At 64.2% G+C, this 24,219-nt stretch carries 26 protein-coding genes; 9 read left to right on the plus strand and 17 right to left on the minus strand.

Annotated features, from left to right (window positions below):
* Nucleotides 1-482: 482 nt before the first annotated feature.
* From RFM41_RS03530 to RFM41_RS03555, 6 genes are all read right to left on the minus strand, one after another.
* Nucleotides 483-785 carry a hypothetical protein gene (locus tag RFM41_RS03530; RefSeq protein WP_320246930.1) on the minus strand — a complete coding sequence of 101 codons (303 nt, stop codon included), beginning with the start codon at nucleotides 783-785 and terminating at the stop codon, nucleotides 483-485.
* Between the two features lie 374 nt (nucleotides 786-1,159).
* Nucleotides 1,160-1,543 (minus strand): type II toxin-antitoxin system VapC family toxin, encoded by a 384-nt coding sequence (locus RFM41_RS03535; RefSeq protein ID WP_320246929.1) that lies wholly within the window; start codon nucleotides 1,541-1,543, stop codon nucleotides 1,160-1,162.
* Nucleotides 1,540-1,797 (minus strand): type II toxin-antitoxin system Phd/YefM family antitoxin, encoded by a 258-nt coding sequence (locus RFM41_RS03540; RefSeq protein ID WP_320246927.1) that lies wholly within the window; start codon nucleotides 1,795-1,797, stop codon nucleotides 1,540-1,542. Before RFM41_RS03540 ends, RFM41_RS03535 begins: the two co-directional genes overlap by 4 nt.
* Before the next feature lie 252 nt (nucleotides 1,798-2,049).
* Nucleotides 2,050-2,754, minus strand: a complete 705-nt coding sequence (gene hdaA / locus RFM41_RS03545) for a DnaA regulatory inactivator HdaA (protein WP_320246925.1) — start codon at nucleotides 2,752-2,754, stop codon at nucleotides 2,050-2,052.
* 1 nt (nucleotide 2,755) lies between these two features.
* Nucleotides 2,756-3,901, minus strand: a complete 1,146-nt coding sequence (locus RFM41_RS03550; protein ID WP_320246923.1) for an AI-2E family transporter — start codon at nucleotides 3,899-3,901, stop codon at nucleotides 2,756-2,758.
* A gap of 13 nt (nucleotides 3,902-3,914) precedes the next feature.
* The gene (locus tag RFM41_RS03555; RefSeq protein ID WP_320246921.1) at nucleotides 3,915-4,547 is read right to left on the minus strand and encodes a CDP-alcohol phosphatidyltransferase family protein; all 633 of its coding nucleotides are present in this window, start codon (nucleotides 4,545-4,547) and stop codon (nucleotides 3,915-3,917) included.
* 166 nt (nucleotides 4,548-4,713) lie between these two features.
* On the opposite strand from RFM41_RS03555, the gene purM reads away from it, so the two are divergent.
* Genes purM through RFM41_RS03575 form a run of 4 tightly spaced genes read left to right on the plus strand, consistent with a single transcriptional unit; the run spans nucleotide 4,714 to nucleotide 7,203 of the window.
* Nucleotides 4,714-5,793 carry a phosphoribosylformylglycinamidine cyclo-ligase gene (gene purM, locus RFM41_RS03560; protein WP_320246919.1) on the plus strand — a complete coding sequence of 360 codons (1,080 nt, stop codon included), beginning with the start codon at nucleotides 4,714-4,716 and terminating at the stop codon, nucleotides 5,791-5,793.
* A complete protein-coding gene (purN, locus tag RFM41_RS03565; protein ID WP_320246918.1) occupies nucleotides 5,790-6,497 on the plus strand; it encodes a phosphoribosylglycinamide formyltransferase in 708 nt (235 codons plus the stop codon). The genes purM and purN overlap by 4 nt, the downstream gene beginning before the upstream one ends.
* A gap of 20 nt (nucleotides 6,498-6,517) precedes the next feature.
* Complete coding sequence (locus tag RFM41_RS03570) at nucleotides 6,518-6,697, plus strand: hypothetical protein (RefSeq protein ID WP_320319246.1); 180 nt, start codon at nucleotides 6,518-6,520, stop codon at nucleotides 6,695-6,697.
* The gene (locus RFM41_RS03575; RefSeq protein WP_320246917.1) at nucleotides 6,688-7,203 is read left to right on the plus strand and encodes a SixA phosphatase family protein; all 516 of its coding nucleotides are present in this window, start codon (nucleotides 6,688-6,690) and stop codon (nucleotides 7,201-7,203) included. Before RFM41_RS03570 ends, RFM41_RS03575 begins: the two co-directional genes overlap by 10 nt.
* Nucleotides 7,204-7,278: 75 nt before the next feature.
* Here the strand turns inward: RFM41_RS03575 and RFM41_RS03580 are convergent, their stop codons facing one another.
* From RFM41_RS03580 to RFM41_RS03595, 4 genes are all read right to left on the minus strand, one after another.
* Complete coding sequence (locus RFM41_RS03580) at nucleotides 7,279-7,527, minus strand: DUF680 domain-containing protein (RefSeq protein WP_320246915.1); 249 nt, start codon at nucleotides 7,525-7,527, stop codon at nucleotides 7,279-7,281.
* Nucleotides 7,528-7,804: 277 nt separating this feature from the next.
* Complete coding sequence (locus RFM41_RS03585; protein ID WP_320246913.1) at nucleotides 7,805-8,011, minus strand: DUF680 domain-containing protein; 207 nt, start codon at nucleotides 8,009-8,011, stop codon at nucleotides 7,805-7,807.
* A gap of 325 nt (nucleotides 8,012-8,336) precedes the next feature.
* Entirely contained in the window at nucleotides 8,337-8,543 is a 207-nt protein-coding gene (locus tag RFM41_RS03590) for a DUF680 domain-containing protein (protein ID WP_320246911.1), read from the minus strand.
* A 66-nt stretch (nucleotides 8,544-8,609) separates the two neighbouring features.
* Complete coding sequence (locus RFM41_RS03595) at nucleotides 8,610-8,849, minus strand: DUF680 domain-containing protein (RefSeq protein WP_320246910.1); 240 nt, start codon at nucleotides 8,847-8,849, stop codon at nucleotides 8,610-8,612.
* A gap of 482 nt (nucleotides 8,850-9,331) precedes the next feature.
* Between RFM41_RS03595 and RFM41_RS03600 the strand changes: the two genes are divergently transcribed.
* Together RFM41_RS03600 and RFM41_RS03605 are read left to right on the plus strand one after the other, a co-directional pair.
* On the plus strand, nucleotides 9,332-10,009 hold the full coding sequence (locus tag RFM41_RS03600; protein WP_320246909.1) for a response regulator: 678 nt from the start codon (nucleotides 9,332-9,334) through the stop codon (nucleotides 10,007-10,009).
* Entirely contained in the window at nucleotides 10,006-11,379 is a 1,374-nt protein-coding gene (locus RFM41_RS03605; RefSeq protein WP_320246908.1) for a sensor histidine kinase, read from the plus strand. Before RFM41_RS03600 ends, RFM41_RS03605 begins: the two co-directional genes overlap by 4 nt.
* Before the next feature lie 6 nt (nucleotides 11,380-11,385).
* On the opposite strand, the gene RFM41_RS03610 is transcribed toward RFM41_RS03605, so the two are convergent.
* The 5 genes from RFM41_RS03610 to speB form a co-directional block, all read right to left on the minus strand.
* Nucleotides 11,386-12,264, minus strand: coding sequence for an ABC transporter permease (locus tag RFM41_RS03610; RefSeq protein WP_320246907.1), 879 nt, complete (start codon nucleotides 12,262-12,264; stop codon nucleotides 11,386-11,388).
* A 10-nt stretch (nucleotides 12,265-12,274) separates the two neighbouring features.
* A complete protein-coding gene (locus RFM41_RS03615; RefSeq protein ID WP_112101501.1) occupies nucleotides 12,275-13,084 on the minus strand; it encodes an ABC transporter ATP-binding protein in 810 nt (269 codons plus the stop codon).
* Nucleotides 13,085-13,184: 100 nt separating this feature from the next.
* Nucleotides 13,185-14,144, minus strand: a complete 960-nt coding sequence (locus tag RFM41_RS03620; RefSeq protein WP_320246969.1) for an ABC transporter substrate-binding protein — start codon at nucleotides 14,142-14,144, stop codon at nucleotides 13,185-13,187.
* 218 nt (nucleotides 14,145-14,362) lie between these two features.
* On the minus strand, nucleotides 14,363-15,139 hold the full coding sequence (dapB, locus tag RFM41_RS03625; protein WP_320246906.1) for a 4-hydroxy-tetrahydrodipicolinate reductase: 777 nt from the start codon (nucleotides 15,137-15,139) through the stop codon (nucleotides 14,363-14,365).
* Nucleotides 15,140-15,201: 62 nt separating this feature from the next.
* Nucleotides 15,202-16,029, minus strand: a complete 828-nt coding sequence (gene speB / locus RFM41_RS03630; protein ID WP_320319250.1) for an agmatinase — start codon at nucleotides 16,027-16,029, stop codon at nucleotides 15,202-15,204.
* Nucleotides 16,030-16,206: 177 nt separating this feature from the next.
* Here speB and RFM41_RS03635 point away from each other — a divergent pair, with 177 nt between their 5' ends.
* A complete protein-coding gene (locus RFM41_RS03635; protein ID WP_320246904.1) occupies nucleotides 16,207-18,984 on the plus strand; it encodes a tetratricopeptide repeat protein in 2,778 nt (925 codons plus the stop codon).
* A 91-nt stretch (nucleotides 18,985-19,075) separates the two neighbouring features.
* Nucleotides 19,076-19,537 (plus strand): hypothetical protein, encoded by a 462-nt coding sequence (locus RFM41_RS03640; RefSeq protein WP_320246902.1) that lies wholly within the window; start codon nucleotides 19,076-19,078, stop codon nucleotides 19,535-19,537.
* Between the two features lie 62 nt (nucleotides 19,538-19,599).
* Here the strand turns inward: RFM41_RS03640 and RFM41_RS03645 are convergent, their stop codons facing one another.
* Together RFM41_RS03645 and RFM41_RS03650 are read right to left on the minus strand one after the other, a co-directional pair.
* Nucleotides 19,600-21,705, minus strand: coding sequence for a molybdopterin oxidoreductase family protein (locus RFM41_RS03645; protein WP_320246900.1), 2,106 nt, complete (start codon nucleotides 21,703-21,705; stop codon nucleotides 19,600-19,602).
* A 240-nt stretch (nucleotides 21,706-21,945) separates the two neighbouring features.
* A complete protein-coding gene (locus RFM41_RS03650) occupies nucleotides 21,946-23,823 on the minus strand; it encodes an ABC-F family ATP-binding cassette domain-containing protein (RefSeq protein WP_320246899.1) in 1,878 nt (625 codons plus the stop codon).
* On the opposite strand from RFM41_RS03650, the gene RFM41_RS03655 reads away from it, so the two are divergent.
* Nucleotides 23,822-24,202: a thioredoxin domain-containing protein gene (locus RFM41_RS03655; protein ID WP_320246898.1), complete on the plus strand. Its 381-nt coding sequence runs from the start codon at nucleotides 23,822-23,824 to the stop codon at nucleotides 24,200-24,202. The genes RFM41_RS03650 and RFM41_RS03655 overlap by 2 nt on opposite strands.
* Nucleotides 24,203-24,219 lie beyond the last annotated feature (17 nt).

Here is a 24,219-nt window from a genome sequence, read left to right on the forward strand (position 1 = left end):
TCAGTCTTGGTCATGGTGGCGTTCCTTCGCGGGAATCGGTGACGTGAACAATCACCAGCCTGCCATGACCGCCCTCTCTCGGCGAATTTGCAGAACTCTCAGCACACTACCACTTAAAATCAAGCACTTAACCCACGAAATGCCGCCGGCAAATCCTCACCTGAAGTGGCTGGGGTAACGAATCGGGTAACAAGAACCTTCCATCGGCCCGTTCCACGCGACGCAGAATCACCGTCGCGGCCGGCGTCGAGTTCATCCCTGAGAATGGTGGGGGCGCCGGGGTGAGGCTGCGCAAAGCATAGCTTGCGCCTCTGGCGGAGTTGCGCAAATGTATTGCAGACCTTGGGAGGGGTAGAAATGGCGCTGATTACTTGTGGGGAATGTGGCCGCGAAATTTCAGATAAGGCAGCGCAATGCGTTGGATGCGGCGCGCCAGTTGAAGCTGCCACTAACAGGACGCCGCTGCCGACTGAGGTTAAGCTTCAGCCAGATGGTTCGTTCATCGGCACAAAAGCACTACTTGTGAGCTTGGCGCCAAAGCAGTGCTGCAGATCGGATGGAAGCTCGATTCTGCCGATGAGCAGGCTGGACTTGTAGGCTTTACGACCGGCATTACGTGGGGTTCGTTCAGCGGTGTTTCCGGCACGGTCTACATGGAGGATCTTGGCGGCAATCGCTTCCAGGCTACTGGCTCGGCCAAGCAAAATGTTCGTGGTGGCCAGTTCCTGGCGCCGAACCTTTTCAATGAGGCGCAAAGCAAGGTCAAATAAGGTGATCTTGACCATGCGTGAGCTTGCCAACAATCAATGGGACTAGCAGCCACGCCAGCGCACGTTTCCAGACCATCGCCGCAGGAGCCCGCCGCACCAATGGCCCCAAAGTCCGACTTTCGCAGTGTAACGGTTGTTGTCGGTGCAGCCCTCGGTTTCTCGCTTTTGGTGGGCAGACCGTTCTTTCCAGTCGCGTTCAAACCGTATGCGCTTCCGTTGGCATTCCTGGTAGTGATAGGCATGTTTGGGCTAGTAGCTGCTCAAAACAAAGTCTCGGTCGGCCGCGCTCTTCCGGGACCGAAGGCAACAATCAAGAGATCCCATCTTGTTCTATTCATAGCGATTTTGGTGATCTCTGCGTCAAACTTCCTGTTTCACCTAATTCACCGCTAAACCGCGCTTTCGACGTCGGTCTTGGAGAAATCGTCGCCGACAAAGAGCAGCCGGCAAGCCCGGTCCTTCGCTACCTCATAGGCAAAGCAGTCGCCGAAGTTGAGCGCCGCGGCGTGGATGCCTTTGCCCCACCGCGCGTAAGCCTCGGCAACACGCCGAGCCGCGCCTTCCGTCACTGGCGTAATCTCGAAGCCGAGCCCGTCGAGCAGGGATTGCGCCTCCTCGGCCACGCCTCGTCGTGCCGCGACGATCAGGAGTTCCGCAACAGTTCCCGCCGATATCAGAAGATCATCTTCCGCTTCGAGCACGGCGATACAAGCGTCCGCCGCCGGCTCGTCAAGGACGATGGCCATCAAGGCCGAGGTATCGACGGCGATCATTCCGGCAGGCCGTCATCGCCATAGAGGAAATCCTGGCTGCGCGCCGCAGGCGGGCCGGCACTGGCTTTGGCGGCCCCGGAGGCCCGGACGGCCTGCAGCAGGCCCCGGCGGTGCTTCCGGTCCGGCACGGACCGTATTGGGACAAGACGCACGGCCGCGTGACCGTGGCGGGTCAGGATAATCTCATCTCCAGCCTCAGCGCGCCTTACCAATTCGGTCAGTTGCCCCTTGGCGTCTGTCACGGATATCTGCATGATAGCCCCTAATGGACCATGGTTTGGTCCATTAAATAGACCATTCGATGGCCTGCTTCAACGCCGCGATGCGGAGGAACGGTAAACCCGCCGGGCGAGAACCCCAACACCTCGAGCCCGGCGAGCCTACAACCCGATCTGGAACGCGACCGGGGCCGGGATCAACCGGCATTGTCTGCGCTGCAAGAGCGATGCCGGAAAGTCTGTTCCGGAGTGGGACAGCTACTCTGATGTCACGTGGGCAATTCAATATCAAATATCGAACTCGCCCTGCCCTTCGTCCATGGCGCTGACCGTCTCGGCGGCCAAGGCGCGGGTGATCGGCGTCTTGCGCTCGAGCGCCGCGCGGTCGAGGCGCTCGACGACGCGCATGGCGGTGCCGAGCGAGCGCTCGATGCGGCGCACCAGATATTGCACGACATGCGGCTCGACCTCGACCTGGCGGTCGGCGAAGAGCTTCGTGATGACGCCGGCGAGCAGCAAATCGTCGGGCTCGTGGATCTCGACCGTCGCCGCCGCCTTCAACCGCGAGACGAGGTCGGGCAGCGCGACACGCCAGGCCGAGGGGAAACGCCGCGCCGTGAGGAGCAGCGTCGAGCCCGCGCCGCGCACGGCGTTGATCAAGTGGAACAGGCCCGGCTCGTCGATCGCCGCCTTGTCGATGTCGTCGACGAGCGCGGGCCTGATGCCGAGACCGGCAATGTGCTCGCCGATCCGGCCGGGATCGATGGCGACGGCGTGCGCCCTGTCCTGCCAGATCCGGGCGAGATGCGTCTTGCCGGAGCCGGGCGGCCCGGCCAGCACCACGACCGGCGACGGCCAGTCCGGCCAGCGGTCGACCAGCGATGCCGCCTGTGCATTGGTGCCCGAGACGACGAGCTCGTCGCGCGAATAGCCGGTGCCGTGGCCGAGATCGAGCGGCAGCTGGCGCGGCGTATCTGCTGGCTGAGCAGCCATTTCAGCCCCGTTTCGAGCGGTGGCCGCCGCCGCGATCGGCCGGCAATGGCGGCGCGGGCTCGGTGGCGTGGCCCTTGTAAAGCGGCGATTCGAGATAGCGGCCGATGGCGAAGCGCACCAGGACCGCAATCGCCGCCGAGGCCGGCACGGCGATCAAAAGGCCGACGAAGCCGAACAGCGCGCCGAAGGCAAACAGCGCGAACATCAGCCATACCGGATGCAGGCCGACGCTCTTTCCGACCAGCCGCGGCTGCAGGATGTTGCCCTCGATGAACTGGCCGACGAAGAACACACAGGCGACCGCGACCACCATGGTCCAGTCCGGCCAGAACTGGACGAAGGCGACGCCGACGGCGAGCACCAGCCCGGTCAGCGAGCCGACATAGGGGATGAAGGAGATCAGCCCGGCGAACAAGCCGATGAGAATGGCGAAGTTCAAGCCGGTCAACGTCAGCCCGGTGGCGTACATGGCGCCGAGCACAAGGCACAGCGTGCCCTGCCCGCGCACGAAGCCGGCGGTGGCGGTGTTGATGTCGCGGGCCAACGCGCGCACCGTCTCGACATGGTCGCGCGGCACCCAGCTGTCGACCTCGGCCACCATGCGGTCCCAGTCGAGCAGCATGTAGAAGGCGACGACCGGCGTGACGACGAACAGGCTCACCACCGAGACCAGCGCCACGCCCGAGCTCCAGATCGAGGTGAAGACGGTGGTGAGCAGGCTGAAGCCGGAGGTCAGCAACGAGTTCAGCCCGTCACGCAAACCACTGGTACTGACGCCGAAACGCTGCTCCAGCCATTTCGGGTCGAAGCTGGTGATCAACGACTGCAGGCGGGTGAGATATTCCGGCAGCTTGCGGGCGAAATCGGCCATCTGGGTGGCCAGCACCGGCACCAGGATGACGAAGGCCAGCACCACGATGACGATGAAGGCGATCAGGATCACCACCGTCGCCATCAGGCGCGAGAGGCCGAGCCGCTGCAGCCAGTCGGCGACCGGGTCGAGGAAATAAGCGAGCACCATGCCGGCCACGAATGGCAGGAGGATGCCTGAGAAGACATAGAGGAACAGCGCCAGCAGGACCGCTGTCGCCAGCCAGAAGAAGACCTGGCGCCGCAGCCCGCCCGAACCGTCGTCAGTGGCGATCATCGCACCGTCATTGTCAGGCGTCCGTGCTGGAGCCGCCCGACTTGCCGATGCCCGACTTGTTGTCGCCGGTCTTGATGTCGCCGGTCTGGGAGTTGCTCGTCCGGGAGCCTTCGCCATAGCCGCTCATATGCCTTAGCCAAGCCACGAGATAGGCCGCGGCCGAAGCCACGGTCAAGACCCCGGTCAGCAATATGAGCGCGGTCCGCAGCGGGCCCACGTGCACGGAAAAGGCAAGTTCGCCCAGCACTAGCGCCGCCAGCACGATCTGCGCCGCTGTGTTGGCCTTCGATACAAAGAGAGGCTTCACCTCGACCGGATGGCTCATCACGCTGGACAAAAGCACGGCGCAGACGATCAGCCCGTCGCGCGAGACCATGGTCACCACCAGCCAGAGGGGCAGTTCGCCGGCAAAGCCCATGACGACGAAGACCGAGACCAGAAGGAGCTTGTCGGCGATCGGGTCGAGATACGCGCCGAGGCGGGACGATTGATTCCAGCGGCGCGCGATGAAGCCGTCGACGCCATCGGACACGCCGGCGACGAGGAAGCCGGCGAAGGCCCAACCCCAAAGCGACTGCAGCATGGCCAGCACCACGGCGGGCACAAGCAGCAAGCGCAGGATAGTGATCAGGTTGGGGATGGTCACGTGATGTCCCGTCGTGACTTTTTGTTGGGAAATAGATGAGGGAGATGGAAGATGGGTGCAAGGGAGGTGCTGCTAATCTCCCCATAGGAAGAGATCAGCTCTCGCGCCTTGCTCCCCGAAACCATTCATGCGAAGAGCCCGCAATGGAAACAGGGACGAGCCAACGATGAGCAAGGGCGATAAGGCCAAGCGCAAGAACGGGCTCACCTACGCCGAGGCGGGCGTCGATATCGATGCCGGCAACTTGATGGTCGAGAAGATCAAGCCGCTGGTGCGCGCGACGCGCCGGCCGGGCGCCGACGGCGAGATCGGCGGCTTCGGCGGGCTGTTCGACCTGAAGGCCGCAGGCTTCACCGATCCGGTGCTGGTCGCCGCCAATGACGGCGTCGGCACCAAGCTCAAGATCGCCATCGATTCCGGCAAGCACGACACGATCGGCATCGACCTTGTCGCCATGTGCGTCAACGACATCGTCGTGCAGGGCGCCGAGCCGCTGTTCTTCCTCGACTATTTCGCCACCGGCAAGCTCGATCCCGATCAGGGCGCTGCGATCGTCGGCGGCATCGCGCAAGGCTGCCGGCAGGCCGGCTGCGCGCTGATCGGCGGCGAGACGGCCGAGATGCCGGGCATGTACCACGACAAGGATTACGACCTTGCCGGTTTCGCCGTGGGCGCGGCCGAGCGCGGCCAGTTGCTGCCGACCGACGACATCGTCGAGGGCGACGTGCTGCTCGGCCTCGCCTCCTCCGGCCTGCACTCCAACGGCTTTTCGCTGGTGCGCCGCATCGTGGCCGCAAGCGGTCTTGGCTGGAGCGATCCGGCGCCGTTCAACGAGGAGCTCAGCCTCGCCGAGGCGCTGCTCGAGCCGACACGCATCTATGTGAAGTCGATCCTCAAGGCGATCCGCAACACCCATGGCATCAAGGCGCTGGCTCACATCACCGGCGGTGGCTTCCCCGAAAACATTCCGCGCGTGCTGCCGAAGGATTTTTCCGCCGAGCTCGACCTCGAGGCGATCGACGTGCCGCCGGTGTTCTCGTGGCTGGCCGCGACCGGCGGGGTCGCGCCGGAAGAGATGATGCGCACCTTCAATTGCGGCATCGGCATGATCCTGGCGGTTGCGTCCGGCCAGGCGGCGCAGGTGGCGGCGGTGCTGCAGGAAGCCGGCGAGACGGTGACGCCGATCGGCCGCATCGTGCCGCGCCGCGACGCCGGCGTCATCTATCGGGGCTCGATCGGCCTATGAGCAGGAAACGCACGGTCGTCCTGATCTCGGGACGCGGCTCCAATATGACCGCGCTGATCGCGGCCGCTGCCGACCCTGCCTATCCGGCGGAGATCGTCGGCGTCATCTCTGACCGCGCCAACGCCGCCGGCCTCGGCATCGCCCAGTCGCGCGGCATCGCCACCAAGGTCGTCCAGCGCGCCGACCATCCGAGCAAGGATGCCTATGACGCCGCGATCGATGCCGCGCTCACCGGCTTCGGTGCCGATATCGTCGCCTTGGCCGGCTATATGCGCATCCTCGGCCGCGGCCTTGTCGAGAAATGGCAAGGGCGCATGGTCAACATCCACCCTGCCCTGCTGCCGGCCTTCAAGGGTCTGGACACGCATGCGCGCGCGATCCGCGCCGGCGTGCGCATCCATGGCTGCTCGGTGCATTTCGTCACGCCCGAGACGGATGACGGCCCGGTGATCGCACAGGCAGCCGTGCCGGTGATGGTCGGCGACAATGAAGACACGCTCGCGGCCCGGGTGCTGAAGGTCGAGCACCGGCTCTACCCGCTGGCGCTGGGGCTGGTCGCCGAAGGCAAGGCGCGCATGGAAAAGGGCCACACCGTGTTCGCCCATTTCGCCGACGACGCCGACAACGCCACCTCGGTGGTGATGGCGCCGGACCCGTTGCGCGAGGAGACCGATCTCGAACAGCTGGCGCGGATCACGCCGTAGCCTCGGTTGGAAGCAGCAGTATGGCGATCAACTCGGAACTGCCGAACCAACCGCAAAGCCGAACTGAAACAGACCGGCTGCATAAGGCGTGGGAAGACGAGCTGGCCAGCGGCCCGTTCGATGATTTTGACATCGAGGCAATCAAGGAGAAGGCTCGCGCTCGTCTCGCTGGTTGCCCTGGTCCTGATCGATGCCCCTGAAACAGCTGCTCATCCTGCGCCACGCCAAGTCGAGCTGGGACGATCCGGCACTTGCCGATTTCGACCGGCCGCTAGCGCCGCGCGGCTTGAAGACGGCGCCGCTGATGGGTCGCGAGCTTGCCCGACGTGGCTGGCTGCCCGACCTCGCTTTGGTCTCGCCGGCGCTGCGTACGCGCGACACCTGGCGGCTGGTCACGGCTGAACTGCCCCAGCGTGTGCCGGCGCAGTTTGCCGAGGAACTCTACGAGGCGGCGCCGGCCGCCATCCTGGCGCGCCTGCGGCAAGTCAAGGCCAGGCGTGTGCTGGTGATCGGCCACAATCCCGGCTTGCAGCATTTTGCGCTGCGGCTGGCCGGCGCGGGATCGGATGAGGGCGTCTTCAAGAAGATCGAAGCGAAGTTTCCGACGGCAGCACTTGCCCGGTTCACGCTGGATGAGGATTGGGTGGACCTCGACTTTCGCGGCGCCCGGCTTACCCATTGCGTTCGGCCGAAGGACCTAGCCTAGAACCCGAAGCTTGCCGGTCCCCTAAAGTAAGGCGGCGGGCAAGCCCGCCGCCGTCAGTATTTTCAAAGACGCTGATCAATTACCCCAATTGTCCGCGGGCGGACCCGGCCAATTCGCAGGGTCGGTCGCTCCGGTCTTCATCTCGGTATCGACCTTGGGGGCCGGCTTGGCCATCCTGTGCTTCGGGATCGAGGCCGTGACGCTGGTGTCGGCGCCAACGGCTGCCTGATTCACGCCATCAGCGCCGTAGTGATCGCTGCCGGCGGATGCGGTGCCCATGGCGGCGACAAGTATGGCGGCCGCGACGAATGCAATCCTGGTCATGTTCTGTTTCCTTTGTTCCGTGTCGTTTCATCGGCGGTAGCCTTGGGAGGATGGCCCCGCTGCCGAGAAGACCTGAGGCGGCCGGGATTTATTCCCGGGCGCTTCGCTGTTTTCAGCGACCAAAGCAGCGTCGGCTTCGACTTCGCTCGGAAAAAGGCAAACAATTACAAATGCTTGTGATACAAATACTTGTGAAGACGATTCATCTTGCCGGTAGCCGGCTGCACAAAAGCAGAGCGGCGGGACAAGCCCGCCGCCTGGTATTTCCCGGGCCGGATCAGTGGTTGCCGAACAGGTCGTGGTTGGCGCCCTGGGTGACCGGCTTCTGGGCATCCATATCCGATTTATTGATCGACGTCGTCACCGTCCGGTCGATGGCAATGGCCGGCTGACTTGCGTTGGTGGAGCCGTAATGGTCGGAACTGGCGAAAGCGGCGCCTGTGGCTACGAGGATGGCGGCTGCGGTAAGTGCGATCCTGGTCATATCAAATACTCCTGGTTTCGGGTTTCGCTGTTTTCGATCGGGCGCGATCGACGATCCGATGACCCCAGTGGATCGGCTAAGGACGGCCCTGGGCATCGCCCGGGTGCTGCCCGCTCGTTCCACTCGCGAATTTCCCTGGATCGGCCCCGTCTATCGGCCCTTGCTCCCACTTCGGTGACAGCCAAAGCGCCGTTACAGGCCTCACCACTTCGTGATCGACGCTGACCAACCCCACAAAGGCCCCGGTCTAACGGATAGCCGGCTTCATAAAAGCAGAGCGGCGGAACAAGCCCGCCGCTTTGAGGTCTGTCGAGGATAGAACCGGTTAGTGGTTGCCGAACAGGTTGTGATCGGCGCCCTGAACGACCGGCTTCTGAGCATCCGCGTCCGACTTCTTGATCGAAGCGGTGTACGAGATGTCGACCGAAGCGGCGGGCTGGTTGGCGTTGGCCGAGCCATAGTGGTCGGAGCCGGCGAAAGCGGCACCGGTGGCAACCAGAAGGGCGGCGGCAGTAAGAACGATCTTGGTCATTTGAGTTACTCCAGATTCAAAGGTTGTTGGTTGGGTTGTTGGTTGACGTGGACAGGACGGAGCCGCTTAGCGGCCCCAGATGCCCTGGCCCGACTGCGGCTGGTTCTGATCAGGCGTGATGTGGAGGTCGCGCTGCTCGAACTTGTTGAACTCGCGGATCGAACCGGTGACAGTGTTGTCGACATTGCCCGCAGGAGCGGTCACAGCCGGCTGATTGACGTTGTCGGAACCGTAATGGTCGCTGCCGGCAAAAGCGCTGCCCGTGGCAATGAGGAAAGCAGCGGCGGCAAAAGCAATCTTGTTCATTTTAGGTACTCCAGATTTCAAAAGTTATGTCCGTCTAGTGGCGTGCCGTAATGGAAATTCGCGTCGCTCGGACCACCCCGAAATGGGTCGGCCCTGTTGCCATTTCCAATCACGAAAAGTTGTGAACCGAACCGTTCGGTTCGATCTTGAAATCGTATAAGCGGCGCAGAGGCCACATTCTTGTCGTTTAATATCAATCGGTTACGGCAATCGTCGCGCGATGCGGCACCCAGATAAGAGGTGCCAGCGTTCACCCCGGTTACACGAACCGTCAACATTAATTGAACCGAATGGTTCGATTTCTTCACTTGCACGACCCATCGGGCGGCTCGGCAGGCGCCGTGACCGGAGTGGCGACCGCCGAGAAACCGCGTTTGCGTTGCCGGCCGATCGATACTATTCGGTTGCCTCAGGGACCAATTTGGACGCCGCCTGCCCCCTTGGCGACGGTCGGCGCCGTTGGGAGGAAACAGCGACAAACGATGCGGCTGCTGCTTGTCGAGGACAATCGCGAACTGGCCGATTGGCTGAGCAAAACGCTGCGCCAGGCGAGCTATGTCGTCGACGTCGTCCATGACGGCGAGGATGTCGAGCATGCTTTGGCCGCCGGCGACCACGCCTTGATCATCCTCGACCTCGCCCTGCCCCGCATGGGCGGCATGGAGGTGCTGAAGAGGCTGCGGGCGCGCGGCAACCCGGTGCCGGTGATCGTGCTCACCGCCAATGCCAGCCTCGACGGCCGGGTCAAGGGCCTCAACGAAGGCGCCGACGACTATCTGGCGAAACCCTTCCAGATCGAGGAGCTGGAAGCACGCATCCGCGTGCAGCTGCGCCGCGCCAACGACCGCACCGCGCCGGTCATTGCCTGCGGCGACCTTGTCTTCGACACCAACACACGCCTGTTCTCGCTTGCCGGGGCGACGCTGTCGCTGACGCCGCGCGAGCACGCCGTGCTTGAACAACTCGTCGTCAAGGCCGGCCGCACGGTGAGCAAGGCAGCGCTTTCGGCCGCGATCTACGACTTCGAGACCGACGCCGACCCCAGCGCCATCGAGATCTATGTGCATCGCCTGCGCAAGAAGCTCGAGGGATCGCAGGTCCAGATCGCCACCTTGCGCGGCCTCGGCTACCTGTTGCGCCACGACGATCCGGCGCCATGAGGATCGGCGGTCTTCGGATCGGCAGCCTTCGCCTGCAGTTGCTGGCCTGGGTGGTGCTGCCGCTGGCGGGGCTCGCCGCCATCAATCTGTGGACCAGCCATGGCAATGCGCTCGCGACTGCCGATCTGGTTGCCGACCGGATGTTGATGGCGTCGGCGCGCGCTATCGCCGAGCAGGTCGCGGTAAAAGACGGCGTGCTTGACGCCACCATCCCGCCGGCGGCGATCGAAATGTTCGATACCGGCGACCGCGACAGGGTCTACTACCATGTCGAGACCGCGGGCGGCCGCCTGCTCACCGGCTATCCCGACCTGCCCAAGGCGACAGATCGCGCCAGCATCGAGACCGGCTTTCGCGATCACCGTCTGCGACTGGCAACGCTAAGCCATAGCGTGATCGGCGCCGGCGCGGATTCGCCGATCACGGTCACAGTCGGCGTGACGCTCGGGGGGCACGACGCGATGGTGAGGCGTCTATGGTTGAGCGCCTTCGCGCAGCAGCTTGCCTTGGTGGCTATTGCCGGCGTGTTCGTGCTGCTTGGCCTGCGCCGCGGGCTGGCGCCGCTCATCCGGCTGCGCGATGCCGTGCGCTCGCGAAGCCGCAGCGATCTGGATCCGGTCGAGATCTCGGGCGCCCAAACCGAAATCCGGCCGCTGATCGAGGCGCTCAACGCCTACATGGCGCGCGTGCGGGCCCAGATGGCGGCGCAGCGCCGCTTCATCGCCAATGCCGCCCACCAGCTGCGCACGCCGCTGGCGCTCTTGTCGACACAGGCGAGCTATGCCTTGCGGGAGACTGTCCCCGATGCCCGCCATGAAGCGCTTGTGGCCCTGCAGGCAAGTTCTGGTCGCCTGGCGCGTTTGGCCGAGCAGTTGCTCACCCTGTCGCGGGCAGAGCCCGGGAGCAGGCGGCCGCGCGCCGATCGCATCGATCTGACCGAAGCGGCGCGGCAAGTGCTCGAAACCCACGCACCGATCGCCGTTGGCCGCAATATCGATCTCGGGCTGGAGGAAACCGGTTCCGTGACTGTCATCGGCGACGGCACCATGCTGCGCGAGATGATCGTCAACCTGGTCGACAATGCGCTGCGCTACACCCAGGCGGGCGGCACGGTCACCGTCAAGCTTGTCGCCAGCAATCGCGAAGCCGTGCTCACGGTCACCGATAACGGACCGGGTATACCTGCCGACGAACGCGAGCATGTTTTCGAGCGATTCTATCGCCTCGCCGACGCAACCGGCGAAGGCAGCGGACTCGGACTGGCCATCGTGCGCGAGGTGGTCGAAAATGCCGGCGGCCGCGTCACCCTTGCGGATGGCGCGACCGGCGGGCTGGTGGTCGAGGTGCGGCTGCCGCAGGCGGGCGGTTGATCCCGCTTACTGCGTCTCGTGCAACGGCTGCGGCCGCCATTTCGCCAGCCGGCTTTCGACCAAGGTCATCAGGTACTCGGCGCCAAGCGCCACGACCATCACGATGACGATCGCCGCATACATGCCGGCGGCGTCGAACGAGCCCTTGGCGATGTTGATCAACAGGCCGATGCCGAAGCGCGAACCAACGAACTCGCCAACGATGGCACCGATGATGGCGAAGCCAAAGCTGACATGCAGGCTGGCGAAGATCCAGCTCATCGCCGAAGGCACGATCACCGAGCGGGTCAGCTGCCAGTCGGAGGCGCCGAGGATGCGGGCATTGGCGATCATCGCCCGGTCGGCCTCGCGCACGCCCTGGAAGGCGTTGTGGAAGACAACGAAGAAAACCATGACGAAGGCCAGCGCCACCTTGGAGGCAAGCCCGAGGCCGAGGATCATGATGAAGATCGGCGCCAGCACGACGCGCGGGATCGAATTGATCACCTTGATGTAGATCGAGAAGATGTCGGCGGCCATGCGGTTGCGGCCGAGCGCGACGCCGATGATGATGCCGGCGACCGAACCGGTGACGAAACCCAGCACCGACTCCTCCATGGTGACATAGAGGTGGTACCAGAGCGGACCCTCCGAGGTGCCCTCGGTGATCCATTCATAGAGCCGGCCGGCGATCGTGCTCGGCATGGCGTAGAAGAAGGGATCGATCCAGGCCATGCGGCCGGCGATTTCCCACAAGCCAAGGAAGACAATCAGGATGGCGAGCCGCCAGAACGTGACGGTGTGGCGGCGATGCGCCGCGGCCTTGGCGGCGGTCGCCTCGATCTCGGCGTCCGAAGTGCCGGGCCGGAAGCTGGCGGTGGTGATGTTGACGGTGGCGTCTGTCATATCGCCCTCCTCAGGCCGCCGCGCGGGCGTAGCTGGTCTCGACCTCTTCCTTGAGGTCGGCCCAGATGGTGCGCGAATAATCGATGAAGCTCTGCTCGTAGCGGATGTCGGCGACGACGCGCGGGCGCGGCAGGTCGATCGTATAGACGGATTTCACAGTCGCCGGGCCGGCGGTGAGCACATAGACCTTGTCGGCCAGCGCGATCGCCTCCTCGAGGTCATGGGTAACGAACACCACCGAAGCCTTCGCCTCCGACCACAGCCGCAGCAGTTCCTCATGCATGAGCACGCGTGTCTGCACGTCGAGGGCCGAGAACGGTTCGTCCATCAGCAGGATCTCGGGGCCGTTGATGAAGGTTTGGGCTAGCGCCACGCGCTTGCGCATGCCGCCCGAAAGCTGGTGCGGATAATGCTGCTCGAAGCGCGCCAGCCCGACGCGCGCCAGCCAGTCGCGGGCTGAAGCCTGCGCTTGCGCCTTCGGCTTGCCGCGGAAGAGCGGTCCGGCCATGACGTTCTCTATCACAGTGCGCCAGGGAAACAGCGCGTCGGTCTGGAACACGAAGCCTATGCGCGGATCGATGCCCTTGACAGGTGCCCCCATGACGCGGACCTCGCCGGCGCTCGGACTGGCAAGTCCGGTGACGAGGTTGAGCGTCGTCGACTTGCCGCAGCCGGTCGGTCCGACGACAGCGACGAACTCGCCGCGCTCGACCGTCATGGTGAAATCGCGGATCGCAGTCAGCGATTTACCGGTGGGGGAAAGGAAGCGGCGGCTGACGTTGATCAGCTCGATCGCCGGAGCGGTCTTTTCGATAGCCATGGGGAGCAACTCCAATAGCAGGCGCTCCGCGCGGGATCGCCTGGCGCAAAGACACAGGGCGGATACTGGCGCGAGGCGAACCTCGCGCCGGCCTTGTCCGCTATTTCGCGTTCTTGACGAATTCGCTTGTGTAGGTCTTCGAAAGGTCGATCTGCTTGCCCTGCAGTTCCTTCTTGAAGGCCGACAGCACGGTGAGCACCGTTTCGGGACCGCCTTCGGGCATCACGCCATCGGCGGTGAACATCGCCTTGCCGGCATCGAGGGCCTTCACATAGCCGTCCTTGTCGCCGACATAGTAATCCTTCGGCATCTTTTCGGCGATCTCGGCGCCGCTGTGTGTGCCGATGAACTTCAGTGTCTTGACGAAAGCATTGGCCAGCTTCTGCGTCTCGTCCTTGTGCGCTTCGACCCATTCAGTTTGCATATAGAGCGAAGCAGCCGGATAGGTGCCGCCGAGAGCTGCCTTGGTGCCTTCGATCGTGCGCATGTCGATCAACACCTTGGCCTCGCCGGTCTTGAGCAACCGCGTGATCGTCGGCTCGGTCGTCATGCCGGCCTGGATCTTGTCCTGCTGCATGGCGGCGATGAAAGTATTGCCCGCGCCGACCGGCACCGAGGTGAACTCGCCGAGCTTCAGGCCGTTCTTGACGGCAAGATACTCGGTCAGGAAGTTGGTCGAGGAGCCGAGGCCCGTGACGCCAAGGCTCATGCCCTTGAAGTCGGCCGGCGACTTGATCTCGGGGTGCTTGGAAGAGACCAGCTCGACCTCGCCCGGCGCCTGGCTGAACTGGACGACGGATTCGACGAACTTGCCCTTGGCCTGCAGGTCGATGCAGTGATCGTAGAAGCCGACCACGCCCTGCACGGCACCCGCCAGCATCTCGTTCTCGGCGTCGACGCCGGCAGGTTCGTTGAGCAGCTCGACATCGAGGCCCTCATCCTTGAAATAGCCGAGCGCCTCGGCAAGCTTCGCTGGCAGGTAGATCTGTTTTTCATAGCCGCCCACCATGATCGAGATCTTGTCGGCGGCCGAAGCCGTCGTCGCGCCTGTTGCGACCATGGCAAGCGTTAGCGCCACCGAACGCAGGGCGTGCTTAGGGATGAAACCGGTCACTATTCTTCCTCCACCTGGGCGGCGCGGAGCGCCGCATTCCTCCTCGCGGCCACTCCCAGCCGCTCATGTGGCGAACGCCACGAAACTGTCATGGCACGGCCAAGCTTTCAGCTGGCTTTCAGCGGTTTTTAGCAGCCGCTGAAACGAAATCCCATGAAATCCAGTCAAGAGTCAGCGAACCCAAGCACATCGTGCATGTCGTATTCTCCGGGCGACCGCCCGGCAACCCAGAGTGCCGCCGCGACAGCGCCGCGCGCGAACATCGAGCGGTCGCCGGCCGCATGCGAGAGCGTGAGCGCCTCGCTCTCGGCGAGGAAGCTCACGCTGTGCTCGCCGACGATGCTGCCGCCGCGCAGCACGGCGAAACCGATCTCGCCGGCACCGCGCGGGCCAACGAAGCCATCGCGGGCGCGCTTCGCCACATCGTCCAGCCTGACGCCCCGCCCGCGCGCGGCCGCCTCGCCCAGCATCAGCGCCGTGCCCGACGGCGCGTCGACCTTGAAGCGATGATGCGCCTCGAGGATTTCGATGTCGCAGTCGTCGGGTCCAAGCGCCCTCGCCGCCTGTTCGACCAGGCCGGTCAGCATGTTGAGCCCCAGCGAGTAGCTGCCGGAGCGGACGATGGCGATCTTCCTCGCCGCTTCGGCGATTGCAGCCAATTCCCCCGCGCTGAAGCCGGTCGAGCCGATGACCAGCGCCGGGCCACCGCGCGCCGCACAGGCTGTTGCCAGTTCGACGGAGGCCGCAGGCGTGGTGAAATCGATGGCGACGTCGGCAAGCGCCAGGGCTTCGTCGCGCTCGACCAGGCCCTCGCCGGCGCTACCCGGCCTATGGAAGCGAGCGACGAGTTCCAGCCGAGAATCGGCAGCGATTGTTTCGGCCATCTGCCGGCCCATGCGGCCGAGCACGCCGGCTATGGCAATCTTGAGCGGCTGCGGCATGGCTATTCCTGTCAAAAGCCGAGTCGGTACAATCCTCTAGCACGCCGCCTTGTTAAATGGATTCAGGCGGCGCCGTTGGTCTTCAGCATCACGCCGGCGATCTCCTTGACCAGCTTGGCGGCGACCAGCGCCGTCACGTTGGAGAGGTCCTGGCGCGGATTGTATTCAACCACGTCGGCGGCCACGACAGGCTGGTCTATTGCCTGGATCAGGCCGATGACCTGGCGCGTCGTGAAGCCGCCCGGCTCACGATGGGAGATGCCAGGAGCGAAGGCCGGATCGAGAGCGTCGATGTCCATCGAGATATAGACCGGCGTCTTGAGGTCGAGCTGCAAGCCTTCTCTGAAATGCCGCATTTCCACCACCTCGACGCCGAAGCGTCTGAACTGGTCGCGATGGTGGTCGTTGACGGTGCGCAGGCCGATCTGGATCAGCCGGTCGGCCAGCTTCTCCTCCATGATGCGGGCGAAGGGCGAGGTGTGCGAGCGCGGATTGTCGTCATAGGAATGATAGATATCCGGGTGCGCGTCGATGTGGACGATCGTGAGGCTCTGGTGGCGGCGGCGCACCGCACGCAGCACTGGCCAGGAGATGGCATGGTCGCCGCCGAGCGAGATCAGCGGATGGCCGGCGTCGAGCGCGCGGCCCACCTCGGCCTCGATGCGCTGCCACGGGTCGCCACCTTGCGTGAAATCGATGTCGCCGTGATCGACGAAGCGGTCCGTCAGGTCGAAGCCTGTTTCCGACCATGAAGTGTAGGCGTCGCTTACGAGTTCGCGCCGGATCAGCGCCGGCGCCTCGGCAGGCCCGCGCAGATAGGACGAATTCTCGTCATGCGGAATGCCCAGAAGCGAAACCTTGGCGATGACATCCTCCCTCGTTGCGGAGATAGGGTGCCTCTATAGACGCCGGAGCTGGCGGGCGCGACCCGGAGCCACTAGGCCAGATGGCAAAGGCCGGCGGCGGACCGCCCGCAAATGTGAAGCGCCACACTCATCATCAATCGCTCGATGTGCTAATTTAGGAGTGTCCGGCAGCACCCGGACCATGTCCGAGGGGGGACGCTCATGCTGCGGCCAGTGCATGCCCTGGTTCTTTCCTGCCTCGCCTTGACGCCGCTAGCCGGTGCGGCCTTCGCGGCCCAGGCATCTTCCGACAAGTCCGACGATGCTGCCAAAAAGGCTGCCGACGACGCGGCGAAGAAGGCGGCGCTCGCCGAGGCAATCAGCGTCTGCGACAAGGGCGCTTCCGTGCCGCTTGATCCTGAAGCCAAGGCGCCGCCTGTCCAGTATGGCGAGCTCTTCCCGCAAGATTTTGATCTCAGCAAGCTCAAGACCCTCGCCGACAAATGCCAGGCGGCGATGCTCGGCGCGCCGAAAGAAAAGCGGCTGGCGCTGCAATGGCTGCGGGTCCAGGTGGCGCTCAACCAGCCGGGGCTTACCTTCCTCCTCCCGCAGATCAAGCTACTCGCCGACGGCGGCAGCCCGGAGGCGAACTATCTTCTCTACGAGGTCTATTCGGTGCATCGGCACGACGGCGCCGATGCCGGTCCGCCGCCGGTAACGCGGGACATGGCGCTCGATGCCTTGCAGAAGGCCGGCAAGGCCGGTCATCTCACAGCGCTAGAGACGTTGCTCCGTCAGTATATCGACGGGCCGCTGCTGCGTCGCGACCCGCACAAGGTGGTCGAGACCGCACAGCGCATTGTCGACGCGCCGGTCCAAGGCCAGTCGCCCGGCGAATGGGACAGCCAGCTCCGCAAAGCCATGCCGCTGCTGATCACGCAGACGACCTTGGAGAATGACGGTTTTTCTGGCGAGGAGCAGCAAAAGGCTTTTCACGCCGTGGACGCGGATTCCAAGGCCGGAACCACTGGGCCGGAACCGTCCGTGCTCGCCTATATCAAGGCGCTGCGGCTGGGTCGCGGCACGCAGCAGGACGCGGCGAAGGCGAAGCAATTGCTGGAAGCGCGTGTCGCCAACGATCAGTACGCGGTGCCGATGCTGGCCGACATGCTGGCCAAGGGCGAAGGCGGCCCGGCCGATGGCAAGCGCGCCATCGCCATTTTGCGCCCCGCCTCCAAGAATGTCGCCGGCGCCGCACCGCTTCTGGCCGGCCTGCTCCTTGACGGCAAGTTCGTCGGCCGCCAGCCGCGCGAAGCGATCCAATTGCTTAACGCCCCATGGGACCTCGACGCCAGCATCAGGCTTGCGAACCTGCTCCCCGACTACGGCTTTCAAGTCGATAATCCAGACCAACTGGTCGAGCGCCTGAGCGACGCCGCCGAGGCCGGCGAGCCCGGCGCGGCCCTTGCGCTGGCGCGGCTCCAACTCTCGGACGATCAGCAGTTCAGGAACGAGGACGTGGCGCGCGCCATGCTGAAGCCGCTGGCGGATGCGGGCGATCGTGAGGCGCTCTGGCTCTATGCCTCGACGCAATATGCCAACCTCGATTCGACCAGCTACCGCCCGTCGCGCCGCGACGAGGGCCTGAGCGACGATCAGTTGAAAGCGCTCATCAACGAAGGTGAAGCCAAGAAGGAGCAGCAGGCTTATCTGCTGCAGGCGAAGCTGTTGCGCAAAGGCGTGGTCTATCCGCAGGACGACCAGAAGGCGACCGCGATGCTGATCAATGCCGCCAATCTCGGCAGCGTCGAGGCGATGGTGCTGCTGGGCGACGCCTATGACGATGGTCTCGGCATCGACAAGAACCCGCGCGAGCGGCTGCATGCCTGGCGCGAGGCGGCGCGGCTCGGTTCGCTCAAGGCGAAGGACAAGATTGCGAGCGCCTTCCCCTTCGACAGTTTCGACCATCTGATGACGCTGCGCGAAGGCATCACCGACCGCATCGCGCTTTACAATGACGGCATCGGCCGCATGGGCATCGGCGTGTTCGGCGGCGACGCGGCGAGCATCGAGCTCAGCGGCCTCTTTTCCGGTCCGGCGTCCAGCGCCGGAACGGCGGCGATTGCCGCGGCGGTGATGGACGCATTTCGCGAAGCGCCGGCCGGGCTCGACGAAGACAACCTCGTCGGCCTCGGCAAGGCGCTGCCCGACGAGATCCGCGTCGCGATCGAGACGACGCTGAAGAGCGAAGGTTTCTATGCGGGCGAGCCAAAGGGCTATTTCGGCCCGGACGTGCGCATGGCGCTCGCCGCCTGGGTCGATGCGAAGGGCCCGCTTGGCGATGCTCCCGCCTCGCAAGCCACTGCGACGCAGCTGGCTGTGCCGGCTCCAGGCGGGCTCGATGTGGACGCCGTCAACCGCATCCGCGACAAGGTCTTCGCCCAGGCGCAGGCGGCCAAGACGGACAAGCAGAAGCTCGCGGCCATCAAGCAGCTTGGAGCGCTCGCCCGCTACGGCGATCTTCCCTCACGCTGGGTGCTGGTGCGCAACTACCATCAGGCAAGGGCCATCCGATCGGTCGTCACGCCCGAGGAGATCACCCGCTATGCGCTGGACATTCTGGTGTCGAAGCCCCAGGGCGTCGACAAGCCGGAATTCGAGTTCATCTTCGACCTCACGCAGATCGCTCAAGACCGGAAATCGAAGGCGGTGGGAAGCGCTACGCTTCAGGCGATTCGCGACGATCCGCGTCTGCAGGATCCGCTCACGCTCGGCGCCATCATGGGCCAGTTCGCCTTCGCGCCGGACGCCTGCGACTCCGTGCTTGCCGCGGCCCGCAAGGCCGGCATCGACGGCCTGGGTGAGGATGGATGCGACGAGCAGACACGCACCGCCCTCATCGCCTTTGCCAAGGACAAGGGCGCTTCCGGCGTCGATGCCGCGGCGCGCAAGGCGGCCGCGGATGAGATCAAGGCGATGGACGCGCAGGCGGCGAAGTAGCCGGGGCGGGTAATCGAAGAGTTGAAGACCTGAGAAACCGACGGTGCCGCCGGTAAGCTCATAAATGCCGGATGACCATGGTGGAAAGCAGATGATCAGGTTGCTATTCTCCGAGCATGAACGCCTTTGCGCAATCGCCCACAACTTCGCTGACTCCATGGCCAGTGGCTTGAGCTTTGTTGTCGGCTTCTACTCAACTGACGTGTTTGAGGAGGCTGCGACCAGCCCTGGCGGAGTAATCGAGATTGATTTCCTGCAAGGGACTATTGTTAGAGGCCGTCCCTCGGACGGATTGAAAAGTGCTGCGGCCATATTCGGCCAAGCCTTTCCCGACTTCTGCAAGAAAAATGGCGCAGAGGTGACTGACTTCCGAAGTTTCTTAGCCGCCTTTCATGTCAAAGGAGGCAGGCCCGGAGCAGTGCTGACCGTCGTAGACCGCGGCGGTCGCCGTTCTCTTACCGAGTATGATGGAGTCCCGTTGAAGCGCTTGAGAGTGCTCGACGCCTTGGGCCGTATACGCCGAAAAACAAGGCAAATCGAGAAAGCGGGCTAATAGGCAGGTTGGTTGAAAAACACCTCGCCACCGCCTCACACTTTCCTGCTTCAAAGACGTTGTCAGAGCGCCTTGAGCCACACCTTGTTGTCATGGACGGCGGCGCCGCCATAGGGCGCCGGGGCGTCGGCGCCGGTCAGCACGTTGATGCCTTCGCCGCGCTCATGCGCGCTGTTCGGCCAGATGCCTTCCGCAATCACCACGCCGCGTTTCACGCCGTCGAAGAACCTGGCATGCAGCACCACGTCGCCGCGCTGGTTGCCGACCTCGACGCGGCCGCCATCCTCGATGCCGAGCGCTGCGGCGTCTTCGCGGTGAATGAGCAGTTCCGGCCTGCCCTCCTTGGCCTTCGACACCGGTGTCTCGGCAAAGCTGGAATTGAGGAAGTTGCGCGCCGGCGAGGTCGCCAGCCGGAACGGGTGCTCCTCATCCGCGACCTCGATCAACTCGACATGGTCGGGGAATTCCGGCAGCCGCTCGACCGGGCCGAACAGGCCCATGCTTTTCGGCGGCCGGTTGGGCGCCGACTGCCCGGTCCAGTTGGGCCGGAAGTGGAATTTCTTGTCGGCATGGCTGAAGCCGTTGATGAAATGCGCATCGTCGAAGTCGGGCTGAAGGTCGACCCACTTCTGTTCTTTCAGACTGTCGAAGTTGCCGAGCCCGCGCTTGCCGAGGATGATGTCGATATGCTCGCGCTCGGTCAGGCCGAAGCCGGGACGGTCGCCGACGCCGAGCCGCTTGCCGAGCTCCTCGTTGACGTAGTGGTTGGTGCGCGGCCCTTCCGGCGGCTCGATCAGCTTGGGGCCGAGCGTGATGTGTTGGTTGCCGCCGCCCTTGTAGATGTCGTCATGCTCCAGGAACATCGTCGCCGGCAGCACGACGTCGGCGAGCTTGGCGGTATCGGTCATGAACTGCTCGTGCACGCAGGTGAACAGGTCCTCGCGCAGAAAACCCTTTCTCACCAGCCGCTGCTCCGGCGCGACATTGGCCGGATTGGTGTTCTGGATCAGCATCGCCGTCACCGGCGGGCCGCCATAGAGCGCATCCTCAGCGCCGGTCAGCACCGGGCCGATGCGCGAATGGTCGAGATAGCGGATGTTCGGATCGCGCATCGCGGTGCCTTCGAGCACATCCTGGTTCAGCTTGAAGATGCCGGAGTTGGAGTGGAAGGCGCCGCCGCCCTCATACTGCCAGGCGCCGGTGACGGCGGCGATGCAGGAAGCGGCATGCATGTTGACCGAACCGTTGCGCTGGCGGGCGAAGCCATAGCCGAGGCGGAAATAGGTCTTTTTCGTCGTGCCGACGAGTTGCGCGAAAGCCTCGATCTCGGCGGCGGATAACCCGGTGATGGCGGCCGCCCATTCCGGTGTGCGCGTCCTGAGATGCTCTTCCAGCCCGTGCGGATCGTCGGTGTATTTTTCGAGATAGGCGCGGTCGGCCAGCCCGTCGCGGAACAGCACATGCATCACAGCGCAGGCCAGCGCGCCATCGGTGCCGGGCTTCAGCACCAGGCCGAGATCGGCCTGTTTCATGGTGGCGTTGTCATAGATGTCGACGACGACGATCTTCGCGCCGCGTTCCTTGCGCGCCCACATCGCATGGGTCATGACGTTGACTTGGGTCACCACGGCATTGGTGCCCCAGATCACCACGCAGTCGGCTTTCGCCATCTCGCGCGGGTCGGGCCCGCGCAGGGCGCCCGCGCCCATCATCCAGCCGGTCCAGGCCAGATTGGTGCAGATCGAGCCGAAGAAGCCCGAATATTTCTTGGCGTGCCGCAGCCGCTCGATGCCGTCGCGCTGCACCAGCCCCATCGTGCCGGCATAGAAATAGGGCCAGACCGTCTCGGAGCCGTATTTTTCCTCGGCCGCGATGAATTTTTCCGCCACGAGATCGAGAGCCGCTTCCCAGCTCGCTTCCTTCCAGGCGCCCTCGCCCTTGGCGCCGGCCCGCACCAGCGGCTTCAGCAGGCGGTCGGGATGGTGCACGCGGTCGGCATAGCGCGCGACCTTGGCGCAGACCACGCCCGACGTATAGGTGTTCGCCTTGGCGCCATGGACGCGGCCGATGCGGTTGTTGTCGAGCAGCTCGACTTCGAGCGCGCAGGTGGAAGGGCAGTCATGCGGACAGGCCGAATGGCCGATCCGGAGCTTGGCGTGCTGGTTCATACCGGGTGTTTAGCGGGTTTTGGGGGAGAGGTGTAGGGCCAGAGACAATTAGCCAATCTCCCCCCTCGTGGGGGAGATGGCCGGCAGGCCAGAGGGGGCGCGAAGGAACGCCAACTTTTGATGTTGTCGCCCCTATGACCACTCGGCGACTGGTCACCTACGAAGAATTGATAGGCCGGCGGGACAGCGCCCCCCTCTGCCCTGCCGGGCATCTCCCCCACAAGGGGGGAGATTGGCCAATCACTCCGCGATCCCCTCTTCATATTCCGCCGACATGGCCAGCCACTTGTCTTCGTTCAGCGCCAAGGTGTGTGCCAACTGCGAGCGCTCCTTGGCCAGCCGCGTCGCGGTCGAGGGGTCTTTTTCGTAGACGGCCGGATTGGCGAGCTCGTCCTCGATCAGGTCGATGCGCTTGCGGATGCGGTCCATCAGCGCCTCGGTGGCGCGGATCTCCTTGGCCAAGGGCTCGAGCGCGGCACGGCGCTGGGCTGCCTCGCGGCGGCGGTCGGCCTTGGAGGCCTTGTCCGCCTCCTTCTGCTCGCGGCGGTTGGAGGAAACGCCGGTGACCAGCGTCTTATAGTCCTCAAGGTCGCCGTCATAGGGATTGACCGCGCCATCCTTGACCAGCCACAGCCGATCGGCCGTCGCTTCAAGCAAATGCCGGTCGTGCGAGATCAGGATGACCGCGCCCGGGAAATCGTTGAGCGCATGGATCAGCGATTCACGGCTGTCGATGTCGAGGTGGTTGGTCGGCTCGTCGAGGATGAAGAGGTTCGGGCCCTCGAAGGCCGACAGCCCCATCAGCAGGCGCGCCTTCTCGCCGCCGGACAGGTCTTTCGCCGCGGTGTTCATTTTCTCGGTCGAGAGGCCGAACTGGGCAACACGGGCGCGCACCTTGGCTTCCGGCGCATCCGGCATCAGCCGGCGCACATGTTCATAGGCGCTTTCCTCGGGGCGGAGATCGTCGAGCTGGTGCTGGGCGAAGATCGCCACTTTCAGGCCAGGCGCGATCGTCATCGAGCCGGTCTCGGCCTTCAGCCGGCCGGCGAGCAATTTGGCGAAGGTCGACTTGCCGTTGCCGTTGGCGCCGAGCAGCGCGATGCGGTCGTCGGCATCGATGCGCAGCGTCATCTTCTTCAGCACCGGACTGCCCTCGGTGTAGCCGACATTGACGCCATTCAGCGCCACGATCGGCGAAGCCACCGTCTTCACCGGTTCGGGGAAGGAGAACGGCCGCACCGTGTCGTTCACGATAGCGGCGATCGGCTTCAGCTTCTCCAGCGCCTTCAGGCGCGACTGCGCTTGTCTCGCCTTGGAAGCCTTGGCGCGAAAACGCTCGACGAAGGATTCCATGTGCTTGCGCTGCGCTTCCTGCTTGACGCGGCTCTTTTCCTGCAATTCCCGCTGCTCGGTGAGCTGGCGTTCGAACTGATCGTAGCCGCCGCGCCAGAAGGTGAGCTTCTTCTGGTCGAGATGGACGATCGAGTTGACGGCGCGGTTGAGCAGGTCGCGGTCGTGCGAGATCAAAAGCACCGTATGCGGATATTTGGAGACATAGTTCTCCAGCCACAGCGTGCCTTCGAGGTCGAGATAGTTGGTCGGCTCGTCGAGCAGCAGAAGGTCGGGCTCGGAGAACAGCACCGCCGCCAGCGCCACGCGCATGCGCCAACCGCCGGAGAAGGACGAGGCCGGGCGCTTCTGCGCGGCATCATCGAAGCCGAGGCCGGCAAGGATGGTGGCGGCGCGGGATTCGGCCGAATGGGCATCGATATCGGCCAGCCGGGTGTGGATCTCGGAGATGCGGTGCGGGTCGGTCGCGGTCTTCTCTTCTTCGAGCAAGGCCTGGCGCTCGACATCGGCCTTGAGCACGATCTCGATCAGCGGCTCCTCGGTGCCGGGCGCTTCCTGCGCCACCTGGCCGATGCGCGTGTTCTTGGGCAGGCTGATCGAGCCGGTCTCCGAAGGGAAATCGCCGGTGATCGCCTTGAACAGCGTGGTCTTGCCGGTGCCGTTACGGCCAACCAGACCGGCCTTGGTGCCGGCCGGCAGGGTCAATGAGGCATGATCGAGAAGCAGCCGCCCCGCCATGCGCAGCGTAAGGTCGTTGATGATAAGCATGAGCGGGCTTTTGCACGGGACATCGGCTCTTCGCAAGAGCCAGTGCCTGGACGAAGCCCCGCCGCGCACTACCTTAAATCGGCCGTTCAGCAAAAAACTCGATGGACTGGAACCAGTTGTCTGCCGGAGCGTTTTGGAGCCCGTGATCCGCTATCTCGCCCTCGCCTTCATCTTCTTCCAGGTCGCCACGACAACCGCGCTGGCGACGCAGGTGGTTCTGTTCGAGGACGAGACCCCTCATATCGCTCTCGCCACTGAACCCGCGAGCGGGCCGCAGGCCCAACCGACCTCCCCCCAAGCGGGCAAGATTGCGAGCCGGCCAGAGACGCGGGAGCCGGAACACCTGTTGATCCAAATCGATTCCGGAAAAACATCTTAGGCTTCGCCTATGATTGA

Source organism: Mesorhizobium vachelliae (assembly GCF_033977325.1).
Lineage (GTDB): Bacteria > Pseudomonadota > Alphaproteobacteria > Rhizobiales > Rhizobiaceae > Mesorhizobium > Mesorhizobium vachelliae.

Coding starts and splice junctions, on each gene's coding strand:
- RFM41_RS03530 (WP_320246930.1), bottom strand. CDS start 785: ATGGTCAAGATCACCTTATTTGACCTTGCTTTGCGCCTCATTGAAAAG.
- RFM41_RS03535 (WP_320246929.1), bottom strand. CDS start 1,543: ATGATCGCCGTCGATACCTCGGCCTTGATGGCCATCGTCCTTGACGAG.
- RFM41_RS03540 (WP_320246927.1), bottom strand. CDS start 1,797: ATGCAGATATCCGTGACAGACGCCAAGGGGCAACTGACCGAATTGGTA.
- hdaA (WP_320246925.1), bottom strand. CDS start 2,754: ATGGCTGCTCAGCCAGCAGATACGCCGCGCCAGCTGCCGCTCGATCTC.
- RFM41_RS03550 (WP_320246923.1), bottom strand. CDS start 3,901: ATGATCGCCACTGACGACGGTTCGGGCGGGCTGCGGCGCCAGGTCTTC.
- purM (WP_320246919.1), top strand. CDS start 4,714: ATGAGCAAGGGCGATAAGGCCAAGCGCAAGAACGGGCTCACCTACGCC.
- purN (WP_320246918.1), top strand. CDS start 5,790: ATGAGCAGGAAACGCACGGTCGTCCTGATCTCGGGACGCGGCTCCAAT.
- RFM41_RS03570 (WP_320319246.1), top strand. CDS start 6,518: ATGGCGATCAACTCGGAACTGCCGAACCAACCGCAAAGCCGAACTGAA.
- RFM41_RS03575 (WP_320246917.1), top strand. CDS start 6,688: ATGCCCCTGAAACAGCTGCTCATCCTGCGCCACGCCAAGTCGAGCTGG.
- RFM41_RS03580 (WP_320246915.1), bottom strand. CDS start 7,527: ATGACCAGGATTGCATTCGTCGCGGCCGCCATACTTGTCGCCGCCATG.
- RFM41_RS03585 (WP_320246913.1), bottom strand. CDS start 8,011: ATGACCAGGATCGCACTTACCGCAGCCGCCATCCTCGTAGCCACAGGC.
- RFM41_RS03590 (WP_320246911.1), bottom strand. CDS start 8,543: ATGACCAAGATCGTTCTTACTGCCGCCGCCCTTCTGGTTGCCACCGGT.
- RFM41_RS03595 (WP_320246910.1), bottom strand. CDS start 8,849: ATGAACAAGATTGCTTTTGCCGCCGCTGCTTTCCTCATTGCCACGGGC.
- RFM41_RS03600 (WP_320246909.1), top strand. CDS start 9,332: ATGCGGCTGCTGCTTGTCGAGGACAATCGCGAACTGGCCGATTGGCTG.
- RFM41_RS03605 (WP_320246908.1), top strand. CDS start 10,006: ATGAGGATCGGCGGTCTTCGGATCGGCAGCCTTCGCCTGCAGTTGCTG.
- RFM41_RS03610 (WP_320246907.1), bottom strand. CDS start 12,264: ATGACAGACGCCACCGTCAACATCACCACCGCCAGCTTCCGGCCCGGC.
- RFM41_RS03615 (WP_112101501.1), bottom strand. CDS start 13,084: ATGGCTATCGAAAAGACCGCTCCGGCGATCGAGCTGATCAACGTCAGC.
- RFM41_RS03620 (WP_320246969.1), bottom strand. CDS start 14,144: ATGGTCGCAACAGGCGCGACGACGGCTTCGGCCGCCGACAAGATCTCG.
- dapB (WP_320246906.1), bottom strand. CDS start 15,139: ATGCCGCAGCCGCTCAAGATTGCCATAGCCGGCGTGCTCGGCCGCATG.
- RFM41_RS03635 (WP_320246904.1), top strand. CDS start 16,207: ATGCTGCGGCCAGTGCATGCCCTGGTTCTTTCCTGCCTCGCCTTGACG.
- RFM41_RS03640 (WP_320246902.1), top strand. CDS start 19,076: ATGATCAGGTTGCTATTCTCCGAGCATGAACGCCTTTGCGCAATCGCC.
- RFM41_RS03645 (WP_320246900.1), bottom strand. CDS start 21,705: ATGAACCAGCACGCCAAGCTCCGGATCGGCCATTCGGCCTGTCCGCAT.
- RFM41_RS03655 (WP_320246898.1), top strand. CDS start 23,822: ATGAGCGGGCTTTTGCACGGGACATCGGCTCTTCGCAAGAGCCAGTGC.
- RFM41_RS03650 (WP_320246899.1), bottom strand. CDS start 23,823: ATGCTTATCATCAACGACCTTACGCTGCGCATGGCGGGGCGGCTGCTT.